General features: G+C 42.0%; 11 protein-coding genes and 1 tRNA gene. 7 read left to right on the top strand and 5 right to left on the bottom strand.

Features of this window, described 5'->3' with window-relative positions; all coding sequences use genetic code 11:
* Nucleotides 1–105: 105 nt before the first annotated feature.
* Nucleotides 106–2,820 (bottom strand): pyruvate, phosphate dikinase, encoded by a 2,715-nt coding sequence (gene ppdK / locus WDA22_00335; GenBank protein ID MFA5831896.1) that lies wholly within the window; start codon nt 2,818–2,820, stop codon nt 106–108.
* Nucleotides 2,821–3,068: 248 nt separating this feature from the next.
* Between ppdK and WDA22_00330 the strand changes: the two genes are divergently transcribed.
* The 5 genes from WDA22_00330 to WDA22_00310 all read left to right on the top strand — a co-directional run bounded on the left by WDA22_00330 (nt 3,069) and on the right by WDA22_00310 (nt 7,797).
* Entirely contained in the window at nt 3,069–3,539 is a 471-nt protein-coding gene (locus tag WDA22_00330; protein MFA5831895.1) for a MerR family transcriptional regulator, read from the top strand.
* The gene (locus WDA22_00325; protein MFA5831894.1) at nt 3,536–5,092 is read left to right on the top strand and encodes a tetrathionate reductase family octaheme c-type cytochrome; all 1,557 of its coding nucleotides are present in this window, start codon (nt 3,536–3,538) and stop codon (nt 5,090–5,092) included. Before WDA22_00330 ends, WDA22_00325 begins: the two co-directional genes overlap by 4 nt.
* A 123-nt stretch (nt 5,093–5,215) precedes the next feature.
* On the top strand, nt 5,216–5,839 hold the full coding sequence (locus tag WDA22_00320; protein MFA5831893.1) for a cytochrome b/b6 domain-containing protein: 624 nt from the start codon (nt 5,216–5,218) through the stop codon (nt 5,837–5,839).
* A 40-nt stretch (nt 5,840–5,879) separates the two neighbouring features.
* On the top strand, nt 5,880–6,392 hold the full coding sequence (locus tag WDA22_00315; GenBank protein MFA5831892.1) for a YeeE/YedE thiosulfate transporter family protein: 513 nt from the start codon (nt 5,880–5,882) through the stop codon (nt 6,390–6,392).
* A 154-nt stretch (nt 6,393–6,546) separates the two neighbouring features.
* Nucleotides 6,547–7,797, top strand: coding sequence for a YeeE/YedE thiosulfate transporter family protein (locus tag WDA22_00310; GenBank protein MFA5831891.1), 1,251 nt, complete (start codon nt 6,547–6,549; stop codon nt 7,795–7,797).
* A 154-nt stretch (nt 7,798–7,951) separates the two neighbouring features.
* Here the strand turns inward: WDA22_00310 and WDA22_00305 are convergent, their stop codons facing one another.
* Nucleotides 7,952–8,083 (bottom strand): hypothetical protein, encoded by a 132-nt coding sequence (locus WDA22_00305; GenBank protein MFA5831890.1) that lies wholly within the window; start codon nt 8,081–8,083, stop codon nt 7,952–7,954.
* Nucleotides 8,084–8,329: 246 nt separating this feature from the next.
* Between WDA22_00305 and WDA22_00300 the strand changes: the two genes are divergently transcribed.
* A tRNA-Val gene (locus WDA22_00300) sits at nt 8,330–8,404 on the top strand.
* Nucleotides 8,405–8,736: 332 nt separating this feature from the next.
* Here WDA22_00300 and WDA22_00295 read toward each other — a convergent pair.
* The 3 genes from WDA22_00295 to WDA22_00285 all read right to left on the bottom strand — a co-directional run bounded on the left by WDA22_00295 (nt 8,737) and on the right by WDA22_00285 (nt 11,155).
* On the bottom strand, nt 8,737–9,090 hold the full coding sequence (locus tag WDA22_00295; GenBank protein MFA5831889.1) for a TM2 domain-containing protein: 354 nt from the start codon (nt 9,088–9,090) through the stop codon (nt 8,737–8,739).
* Nucleotides 9,091–9,103: 13 nt separating this feature from the next.
* A complete protein-coding gene (locus WDA22_00290) occupies nt 9,104–9,439 on the bottom strand; it encodes a DUF2752 domain-containing protein (protein ID MFA5831888.1) in 336 nt (111 codons plus the stop codon).
* Nucleotides 9,440–9,532: 93 nt separating this feature from the next.
* The gene (locus WDA22_00285) at nt 9,533–11,155 is read right to left on the bottom strand and encodes a M28 family peptidase (protein ID MFA5831887.1); all 1,623 of its coding nucleotides are present in this window, start codon (nt 11,153–11,155) and stop codon (nt 9,533–9,535) included.
* 271 nt (nt 11,156–11,426) lie between these two features.
* Between WDA22_00285 and WDA22_00280 the strand changes: the two genes are divergently transcribed.
* Entirely contained in the window at nt 11,427–12,119 is a 693-nt protein-coding gene (locus WDA22_00280) for an FKBP-type peptidyl-prolyl cis-trans isomerase (protein MFA5831886.1), read from the top strand.
* Nucleotides 12,120–12,189 lie beyond the last annotated feature (70 nt).

The raw sequence follows: 12,189 nt of genomic DNA, 5'->3' as shown, positions 1-12,189 counted from the left end.
GCCAAAGATCGTCTGGCGTTGAGGATGATTGATACCGCTAAAGTTCATTCGGCGGTTTGGTTTGAGGATAAAAAACATTGCCGAGCAAAGCTCGGCAATATGATATTATTTCTTTAAATCTTTCAGAGCTGCGCGTGCTGCGGCCAAGCGGGCGATCGGTACACGGAACGGCGAACAACTGACGTAATCCAAACCGATCTGATGACAGAATTCCACACTGGTTGGTTCACCGCCATGTTCACCACAAATACCAATCTTTAACCGTGAACGTGATGAGCGTCCTTTCTCAACAGCGATCTTCATCAATGCACCAACGCCTTCTCTGTCGATAGCTTCGAACGGATCCTTTGCATAGATATCTTTTTCAACATACGGTACGAGGAATCGAGCAGAATCGTCACGGCTGATGCCGAGTGTTGTCTGTGTAAGATCATTTGTTCCGAAGCTGAAGAATTCAGCAACGTGAGCAATTGCATCTGCTGTGAGTGCTCCGCGCGGAACTTCGATCATGGTACCGACGAGATACTTAATCTTTTTCTTCTTTTCTGCCATCACTTCCTCTGCAACCCGGTTCACCACTTTTGCCTGATGTTCAAGTTCATGAACATTACCAACGAGTGGTATCATAATTTCGGGAATAACACTCTTTCCTTCGTTGATGACATTGATGGCCGCTTCAAAAATTGCGCGGCTTTGCATTTCCGTTATTTCAGGATACATGATGCCAAGTCGGCACCCACGGAAACCAAGCATCGGATTGAACTCATGTAATTCCTGTACTCTGCGATGGATTTTTTCATACCGAATTCCCATTTCGCGTGCAAGAAAACGCTGCGTTGCCTTATCATGCGGAAGAAATTCATGCAGCGGAGGATCGATTGTACGGATGGTGACCGGACGGCCATCCATTGCACGAAAAATTCCTTCGAAATCTTCGCGCTGCAGCGGTAAGAGTTTTGCGAGCGCTTTTTTACGCTGTTCAATTGTATCAGCAAGAATCATTTCGCGCATCGGAGTGATTTTTCCTTCTCCGAAGAACATATGTTCCGTACGGCAGAGTCCGATACCTTCAGCGCCAAACGCTACTGCGTTTGATGCCTGATCCGGTTGATCGGCATTCGTACGAATACTCAAGCGACGATACCGATCTGCCCATGTCATAACCTTTTGGAAATTCTGATATGTGGGAGCTTTCTTCGGGTCGAGTGTTTTTTGGATCAACACTTCAACAACTTCGGATGGTTTTGTCGGAATCTTTCCTTCAATCACTTCTCCGGTGGAACCATCAATAGAAATCCAATCGCCTTGGCGAACGGTTTTTCCATTTACTTTCATGGCGTGTGTCATATAGTCGATCTCAAGCGATGCACAGCCGACGATACAGACTTTGCCCATTTGGCGTGCAACCAGTGCAGCGTGCGATGTTGTGCCGCCGAATGCCGTGAGAATACCTTCTGCGGCATTCATCCCTTTAATATCTTCCGGAGATGTTTCCGTACGGCAAAGAATAACTTGTTCGCCACGATCTTTCCATTCTTCAGCATCAGGTGCTGAGAAAACGATACGTCCACTTGCAGCACCAGGACCTGCATTCAAACCTTTCGCAAGTAATCGTCCACCTTTTACGGCAGCCTCTTTCTCCACAAGATTGAACACCGGTCTCAACATTTGATTCAACTGATCCGGTTCAATACGCATTAATGCTTCTTTGTCATCAATCAAACGTTCCTTCACCATATCGATCGCAATCTTTGTTGCTGCAAGCGCTGTTCGTTTGCCGACGCGGCATTGCAGCATGTAGAGTGTGCCATCTTGGATCGTGAACTCAATATCCATCATGTCTCGGAAATGTCGTTCTAATTTTTTCCGGATTCCGTCGAGCTGTTTGTAAATAACCGGACGGGCTTTTTTCAATTCACTGATCGGAAGCGGCGTACGAATGCCGGCAACAACATCTTCTCCCTGCGCATTCATCAGATATTCACCGTAGAATTCATTTTCTCCCGTTGCAGCATTGCGTGTAAACGCAACGCCTGTTCCGGAATTGTCTCCCATATTTCCATACACCATTGCTTGAATGTTGACCGCTGTTCCCCATGAGCTCGGAATTCCATTCATTTTGCGGTACGCATTTGCGCGCTCATTGTTCCACGAACCGAACACGGCACCAATCGCACCCCATAATTGTTCTTCAGGATCTTCCGGAAAATCTTTTCCGGTATTTTGTTTGATCGCTTTTTTGAATAATCGGACAAGATCTTTCAAATCTTCCGTGGTGAGATCAGTATCCAAATGGACATGACGAAGTTTTTTCTTCGTTTCGATAATTGCTTCGAACGGATCGACATCATGTTTTCCTTTTGGACGAACACCCATCACCACATCCCCATACATTTGCACAAATCGTCGATATGAATCGTACACAAATCGCGGATTGTTTGTTTTTTTGATCAATCCTTCGGCAACGACATCATTCATCCCCAAATTCAAAATGGTATCCATCATACCAGGCATGGACGATCGTGCGCCAGAACGGACAGAGACAAGAAGCGCATTGTTTGGATCGCCAAACTTGGCTTTCATTTCTTTGTTCAATTTTTGAGTTGCCTTGAATACTTCTTTAGCAAGTGATGTAGGATAGTGTTTATTGTGAGAATAAAAATATGTACAAACTTCCGTGGTAATAGTGAATCCGGGTGGGACTGGCAAACCAATGTTAGTCATCTCTGCTAGATTTGCCCCTTTGCCTCCAAGCAAAGCTTTCATTCCTGCTTTTCCTGCTGCACGTCCTCCGCCAAAACTATAGACATACTGTGACATAATGCTTCCTTTCAAATGATAGAATCAAAAACTCGAACGAACTATCTGCAATTAGAGTGCCATCCGTCAGAAAATGACATGTTGAAAAATCCAACGATATTGGCACAGATTAAAGAGTCCCGTTTAACAACCTTTTCATGGATAAGAAAGGGGTTTCATCTTTTGTCAAAAAAAGGAAGTGTATCGTTTTTTTTGACGAAATAGCCGAAGTTATAACGGCATAGTACTTGCTAATTATAAATGTAGGTATGAAATCTGAACATTACGACAATCCACTCTTTTCGATTGGAACTGCAGCAAGAATTCTTGACGTCTCGGTACAAACGTTACGGTTATATGAAAGTGAAGGACTTCTTGTTATTCATAAAACCAAGGGAAATCAGAGATTATATTCCCAAGCCGATATCGACAGGATAGCATGTATCCGGACAGCAATCAATGAAGAGAAAATCAGCATCGGTGGGATGAAACGAATCCACGGTATGATACCTTGCTGGGATATCATTAAATGCTCTCATGATGAACGCTCTCATTGTCCTGTCTTTCAAAATCACACAGGTGGATGCTGGACAATGGAACATACGAAATCTGTTTGTGCAAAGAAAGAGTGCCGCCTGTGCGAAGTGTATAAACTTTCCAGCTCGTGCGGAGAAATCAAAGAACTCATCTTTCGGTCATCTCTTCCCCTCCAAACTGAATCACAAGAGACACCATTATGAAACGTATTATTATTCCTGTTATCGCTTTGGCAATCGTCGTTCTCTATTTTATATCGACAATCACGAAAAAAGAGGTTGAACAGACACCCACGGAAGCATTGAAAGCACAATTTGCCCAAAAAGAAAAACCTTCCGTCGATCACTCAAAATTTTCCCAGCTCCAAAAACGATTCATCAAACCGCAGGAGGTTACTGCCGCTTGCATCGACTGTCACAATGAACGCCACACGGAAGTGATGAAGTCATCGCATTGGAACTGGGAGCGTGAAGAATATATTGAAGGACGAGGCATCCGGTATGTCGGTAAAAAAAATATTTTGAATAATTTTTGCATTGGCATCAACACCAACGAACAGAGCTGCAACAAATGTCATATCGGTTACGGCTGGGGGGACAAGAATTTCGATTTTACCAATCCGAACAACGTGGATTGTCTTGCATGCCATGACAACAGCGATACGTACGTGAAAAAATCTTCCGGTGCGGGAATGCCTGATCCTTCAGTTAATCTTTCATTCGTTGCACAGCGCGTCGGCAGACCAACGAAATCAAATTGTGGAACATGCCACTTCTTTGGCGGCGGCGGCAATAATGTAAAACATGGCGATCTTGAAAAAGAATTGTTCGACACTCATCGCGAAATTGATGTGCATATGGGAACTGACGGCGGAAATCTTGAATGCGTTGACTGTCACAAAACGGAAAAGCATCAGATGTTGGGGAAAGTATATTCGCTTTCTTCCATGAACCGCAATCGTTCCACCTGCGAACAATGCCATACCGAAACACCCCACATGAATGAAGTGATCAACGAACACACGGTAAAAGTGGCATGCCAAACCTGCCATATTCCTGAATATGCCAAAGTAAACGCAACAAAGATGGCGTGGGATTGGTCCACTGCCGGAAAAATGAAAGACGGAAAACCGTACGAAGAGAAAGATTCACTTGGGAATATTACATACGCGACTATTAAAGGTACCTTTATCTGGAAAACTAATGTGAAGCCGGAATATATCTGGTTCAACGGAACAGCATCGCATTACCTGACCGGTGATCAGATAAACGCTGAGACGCCTGTGCAGATGAATACGCTCCATGGAAGCTATGATGATCCAGACGCAAAAATTATCCCGGTAAAAGTGCATCGTGCCGTTCAGCCGTACGATCCTGTCAACAAATTAGTTGTTCAACCGAAGACGTTTGCCGAAAAAGAAGGCGAAGGAGGTTATTGGAAAGATTTTGATTGGAACACCTCCATTCAACATGGTATGGACTATGTCGGTCTGCCGTACAGCGGAAAATATTCTTTCGTCAAAACAGAAATGTATTGGCCAATCAACCACATGGTTTCGCCAAAATCCAAAACTGTTTCCTGCACAGAATGCCATACACGCTACAATAGCCGCGTCGGCAATCTTAAAGATTTTTACATGCCCGGAAGAGATTATAGTGCAACTGTTGAAACACTGGGATTTGGAGCTATCATACTATCGTTACTGGGCGTCGGTGTACATGCAATAATAAGAATTGTTGCAAAAAAGAAAAATTAGGGAGATGTCATTCCAGAACGAACCGCCACTTTTTTCCCATTCGGCGATGTGAGGAATGATAAAAATAACGAGCATTTGATTTTCCAAGTCTTAAAGATTTGGAAAATCTACCTAAGGTAAAATATGAAAAAACAATTAGTCTATAGTCGCTTTAACCGCTTCTGGCATTGGATGCAATCTGCATTGATTTTATTTTTGGCCTTAACGGGATTTGAGATCCACGGTTCACTTTCGTTCTTTGGATTTGAACAAGCCGTTACATTTCATAACATAGCAGCGTATATATTTTTAATCCTTATTGGTCTGGCCATTTTCTGGCATTTCACAACCGGTGAATGGAGACAATATCTCCCCACCCGTCAGCATCTTCGTGCTCAGATAGAATTTTATTTGACCGGAATCTTTCGAAACGCTCCACACCCGACAAGAAAAAGCGCACTCTCAAAATTGAATCCCTTACAACGATTGGTCTACCTTGCATTAAAAATTCTGGTTATTCCAATCATGGTGGTTTCGGGATTGCTCTATATGTATTATCGCTACCCTCAATCAAGAGGTATTCAAAGTTTAAATATTGATGGACTTGAAACAGTTGCCATTCTTCATACTATCGGTGCTTTTTTCCTGATTTCGTTCATTATCGCACATCTTTATTTAATTACGACAGGACACTCACCTACTTCAAATTTGAAAGCGATGATTACGGGATATGAAGTTTTGGAGGATGGAAGTAAAGTAGTTGAGTAAATTGAGTAGATGAGATAAGAATATTAATCGTGAGAACATTATGAAAACAAGATACATGAATCCATACTTAGCCGGGTTTTTTCTCGGACTGACATTATTGGCCACCATCGTCATTACCGGACGAGGACTTGGTGCAAGCGGAGCATTGAAAAGCACAGTTGTTGCCACAGTCAATGCCATCGCGCCGCAGCATGCACATGAATCAACATTCTATTCTGAAAACTTGAAATCGCTTCACGAGAATCCTCTCAAAGCATGGCTCGTCTTTGAAGTGCTTGGTGTGATTATTGGAGGATTTCTCTCCGGAGTTGTTTCCGATCGATTGAACTTTGTCACAGAACGAGGTCCTCGCATTACCAACACGATGCGTCTCGGTTTTGCATTGATCGGAGGATTGCTCTTTGGTATGGGGGCACAGTTCGCCCGTGGATGCACAAGCGGTGCCGCATTAACCGGAATGGCCGTTCTTTCCACCGGCGGAATAATTACGATGATGGCAATTTTTGGAACAGGGTATGCAGTAGCGTATTTCTTTAGAAAACTATGGTTGTAAACAAATTCCAAATCACAATAATAAGCACCAAATGGCAAACATCAAATTACAAACACCAAATAACAAGCACCAAAATCCAACGATAAATTTATGATTTTACACTTTTAACTTTTACTTTTGACTTTTCATTTTTGACTTTTTCTTTGAGGTTTTTATGTTCCCCTTAGTCCCCAATCTTATCAGCGAAGAATTGAATCTGATTGTAGCACTTTTGATCGGAATAGCGTTTGGATTCATTCTTGAACAGGCAGGATTCTCTTCATCAAAAAAACTTGCCGGTGTATTTTATGGCTACGACTTCACCGTTCTCCGCGTCTTCTTTACTGCAGGCGTCACGGCGATGAGCGGAGTAATTATTCTCGGATATCTTGGCTGGCTGGATACTGATTTTATGTATGTCAATCCCACCTATCTTCAAGCGGCAATTCTCGGCGGAGTAATTATGGGATTTGGATTTATCATCGGCGGATATTGTCCCGGAACAAGCATTGCCGGGATGGCAATTGGAAAGATTGATGCTATGTTCTTCGTGGGAGGTGGATTGATTGGTGTATTTCTTTATGCAGAAATGTATCCCTGGTTCGAAGAAATTACCAATGCAAGTTTTCTGGGCAACATCCGTATTTTTAATTCTCTCGGTATTTCACAAGGATTATTTGCCCTTCTCCTTATTGCGGTAGCTGTTGGAGCATTTGCAATGACTACAAAGATCGAAAAGAAAGTAAACCCCAATGGACCCGCTCAATCATTCAATGGAATGCACCATCGAATCGCAGGTCTAAGTATCTTAACAATTGGTGCAGTCCTATTGTTCTTACCGGATTATAAAGAACGAGTATTTAACGAAATTTCCGATTCGGAATATCTGAAGACGCACTCGGTAAAAGAAATGACTGTTGATGAATTAACATTTCGCATTATTGATCATGATCCTAAATTAGTAATTATTGATGTCCGTTCACCAAAGGAGTTTTCAAACCTACTGCTCCCCGGCTCCACCAATATTGAAACCAAACAAATCTTTCAGAAAGAATTCAGTGACGTGTTGGGAAATCGTCACAAGAAAAAAGTATTTGTGGGAAATGATGAAATTAGTTCTCGAACTGCGGCACTGATTGCTCAACGATTGGGATACGAAAATATATCGATATTGTGCGGAGGACTTCCACTATTATTAAATTCCGTTGTGAATGTTAAACCCGACAATGGAATTACGGAATGCACTTTCTTATCGGCATCGCAATCCAATTCAACAATAAATCTAGCAATGGATTCGCAACAATTAAAGGATACGCAACGTTTTCGCGCAAGAGCAAGTGTTGTGTTGGCAACAATGATGAAAGAAGCAAAGAATTCATCAATAAAACCGACGAAGTTGGTAAAGAAAGTTGCCGGGGGATGTTAAAATAGATTCGTTGAAAGAGCGTTTTATTTTGTAGCGATAATTTTAACGTAGACGATTCGGCGTAGGACGAATTTTCATCGTTCCCATAATGTTGCCGCTATTGTCACGGAAGTTCAATAGTAACCATGAGATTACATTTGAACAAACAATTAGTCTATCCTTTGTGGAAAGATTCTTTTTTAATTTGTTCATACATCGATTCATCACACTCTTTTAAGAACCTGCCGAACGATGTAAATGCTCCGATGACAGCCAAATACAGTAAAACCCCAATAATGATTTCCATAACCCTACCCTTTCCCCTAGTGAATGTTGCACCAATACTTATTGCAAGCTCTGTGCCAGCATATTACAACAAACTTTTTTGTAAAACCTCTTAAAAGATTTTAAGAACGTTGTGTTTTGTAGAAATGACTATAGATCTTTTCAATAATCCTACACTCTGTATCATTATGAAAATGCTACTCTCACAAAATTGTCAAATTACTATTTGGAACGGTACTCAATCATTCATATATTTAGTATAATCATTGGACGTTTAGCTCAGTTGGTTCAGAGCGTTCGCCTCACACGCGAAAGGTCGTAGGTTCAAGTCCTACAACGTCCACAAAAAAAAACACTTTTCATGTATTTAAGAAAAGTGGTTAGTCAACTGGTTTCTGTTGCCTACTTGCTTGGAATCTAATCTTTTTATCCAAATCATCATCAGACAAACAGGTGTGAAAGGTAGTGAATAGGTTCTGCGCCGGAGGCGCATCAGCCTCCACGAAGTGGTCCTTTGGACTGGCTGAAAGTCTTACAACGGTCCACAAAAAAAGCCCGGAGAATTCAATTCCCGGGCTTTTTTCTTATCCTTCGGACTTATGAGTAAAAGGACGGACATGAGTCTATCCTTACATTTATCTTTGTTTTCTCCGTGTACTCCGTGGTAAAAAATTATTACGAAATAGACTTTACCAGAGAAGCACTCTGCTGAGCCACCCCTACATTATACTCCAACGCGATCGATCGGAAATTGACGAGATCGATAATGGTCCCGATAAAACAGAATCCCAAGGTGAACAGATAGAGAAGACCCATTCCTGTTTGATTCGTCAGAAATCGCTGGATTCCGGCAACGCCAAAGAATCCGATTACTGTCGCGACAAGGACCATTGTGGTATCTTTCCTTCTATTCATATACACAGCGGCAAATTGTTGTGCCTGATTATCTGTCATATCTTTAATAATGCCCTGAACATATACCATTTCATCAGGTTCTAACATCGGTAGTAATTGCATAACGTTTGGCATATTTCCTCCGTTTTTACAGTAAGGAGCGCTGTAGTTGATGATATCTTTTTACGTGAAGAATCAATTGCATAATCCTGTACATCAAAACGATCACTGCTGGAATTCCTAAAAGATGGGTTCGAAAGGACGAAGAAATATCTCCATGAAGTAAGAATGAGATCGAACGTCCGAGGCCGCAACCGGGACAAAAAGAAAGACCGGCATTATGCAGAAGACAGAAGGAAAACGAGGAGGCAATCATCGGATTGAACAAAAAAAGAAATAACAATGCAGTACACCAGCAGATCAATTCAATATAATATGGTTTGTTATTGGACATTGAAAAAAATGGAGCAATGCTTGTGATCATTGCTCCATATGCTACGACAGTATTGGGACAAAGTTTCTCATCAACAAATATTTTGAATGCAAAATGAGAGCAGAATCATTTTTGAGATGATTTTTACTTATTTAACGACTTCTTCCGAACTAATTCAAATTCGCTTCCACTGTTCCAATAGGGCATTTCGATAATATTTGCTATGCGCCACACAACGCGGATAACAATCTCTGCTTGTTGTAATGCACCATCATAATTCCAGTCGCTGCTAATCTCGTCGCTTGGTTGATGGTAATTTTTTCCGCTTCGTTCACGCATCATCCGCACAAATGCTGTATCGACTCCAACAAATTCTTTTCCTCCACCCATGGACATTGCAGGAATGCCGACCTTAGCAAAACTAAAATGATCGCTCCGGAAAAATCCCCCTTGTTCGGGCGCAAGGTCTGGCATAACTGTCAAACCGAGTTCGTTCGCGACAACGGTCAGATCATTTCCCAAAGACGATCGATCACTCCCCTGCCACGAAATATCTTTCGTTCTCCCAATCACATTAATCACATCGGTATTGATGTTGGCTGCAATGTTAGAAGCGGGAACTGTCGGATTATTTGCAAAATATTTTGATCCAAGCAATCCTTGTTCCTCCGCAGCAACAGCGGCAAACAACAAAGAACGTTTCGGTTTTTCTTTCAACGAAGAAAATGTCTCCGCAAGATTCAACATTAATGATGTTCCCGATGCATTATCAAGTGCACCATTATAAATTGAATCTCCGTCGATCGGACGACCGATGCCGAAGTGATCGTAATGTGCAGAGAAGATGATGTATTGCTCTTTCAGCAACGGATCACTTCCCTGAATTTTTCCGACAATGTTGTTTGTTTCCAGTCGTTTTACTTCAGAGCGAATCACACCGGACATGGTGATACCGAGCGGAATCGGTTTAAACGACCGCAACTCCGCAAGTTTCATTAATGAATCCAACGTATATCCTGCAAGCGTCAGATAATTCTTTGTCGCTTCTTCCGTTGTCCACGATTTCAATTGCAGACGATTTCCGGATGTTTTTTCATCTAGATCGAACATCTCTCTGCTCCACGAATTTCGGATTACTTCATATCGATACCCTGCAGATGGAGTAGTATGAATAACAATGGCGCCGAGTGCCCCTTTTTCTGCCGCGATCTCATATTTATATGTCCATCGTCCATAATATGTTCTTCCTTTTCCGGCAAAAAAGTTCTGATCGTCGGAGGAGGGATCATTATTCATCATCACCAATATTTTTCCCTTAACATCAACATCCTTATAATCATCCCATTGTTGTTCCGGAGCAACAATGCCATATCCAACAAACACCAGTTCAACATTTTTTAGTGTGATGGTCGGCTCATATGTTCCTGTCGTTGCGACAAAATCGGTGGAATACGTTAAGTCAACAAATTGTTTCCCATTCCCAATCGTCAACGTTGTTGCAGGATCTACCGTAACTCCCACCATCGGAACTTTTTGGATATAGCTTTTTTTCTCTCCTGCCGGAAGCAGTCCGAATTTTTTGAATTGAGAGACAATATACGCCGTTGCTTTTCGGTCACCCAAGGAAGCAGGCCCGCGTCCCTGAAGTGAATCATGTGCAAGAACGGCAATATGAGAATGCAATTTTTCCTTCGTGATCGCTTGAAGGGCAGTTGCAGGCGGATTCAGTTGAAAAAACAGAAGAAAGATTGAGACAATGGAGGTCATAGTGGTTATTATTAACGTATGATAAAAATGGTTGATTATTCTTTGTCATTGTATGAATTAATTGATTAAGTTTCAAAAACATTCTAGCCAACTCATTAATAGAGAGAAATTTTCCTCTTGCGTTCAAATCTTTCTAACCGTAGATTTGGTGCGTATTGATTCGAGGTTTGAAGCATTCAAAGATATCGCTGCCTCCACACAATGGAGGCATTTTTGTTTTTTATGACCATAAACAACACAATAACTACTCACTCTTAAACGAAAGCAAACTATGAAGCAACTTTTTTTTGTAGCTATTACTGCTGCTGCACTCTTCTTAATGTCATGCGGTGACAAAAAAGCGGAACTCAAAACCGATATGGACAGCATCAGTTACAGCATCGGTCTGGATGTCGGCACAACCTTCAAACGTCAAGGAATTGAAGTGACACCAGAAGCATTCCTTCAGGGATTAAAGGATGCTTCGGACACCTCAGGCAAACATCTCCTCACGGATGAGCAGATCCAAAAAACAATGATCGCCTTCCAGCAAAAGATGATGGCAAAACAACAGGAAAAAATGATACAGCAATCCGGTCCTGCAAATGCTGAAGGAGAAAAATACCTTGCTGAGAATAAAACGAAACCGGGTGTTGTTACTACCGCAAGCGGATTACAATACAAAATTATTAAGGAAGGAAAAGGGAAAAAACCAACGGCGGCCAACGAAGTAAAAGTTCATTATCGCGGCACGCTGATCAACGGAACGGAATTTGATAACTCGTACAAACGAGGTGAACCAATCACCTTTCCGGTCGGTGGTGTTATTGCGGGATGGACGGAAGCATTACAATTGATGCCGGTTGGCTCAAAATGGGAATTATACATTCCATCAAATCTCGCATATGGTCCCAGCGGTTCAGGTCCAATTCCGCCTGGCTCCACATTGATCTTTGAAGTGGAATTATTGGGAATTGTGAAATAGTAAAAGGTTGATTCGTTACTGAACTGTCCTGCACCCAACAAGTGTTGGACAGTTTTTTATTTGTTGAAAT

The organism is Bacteroidota bacterium (assembly GCA_041658205.1).
Classification (GTDB): Bacteria; Bacteroidota; Ignavibacteria; order UBA10030; family UBA8401; genus UBA8401.
The sequence above is the reverse complement of the archived record's forward strand: the minus strand, read 5'-3'. Positions and strand labels throughout refer to the sequence as shown.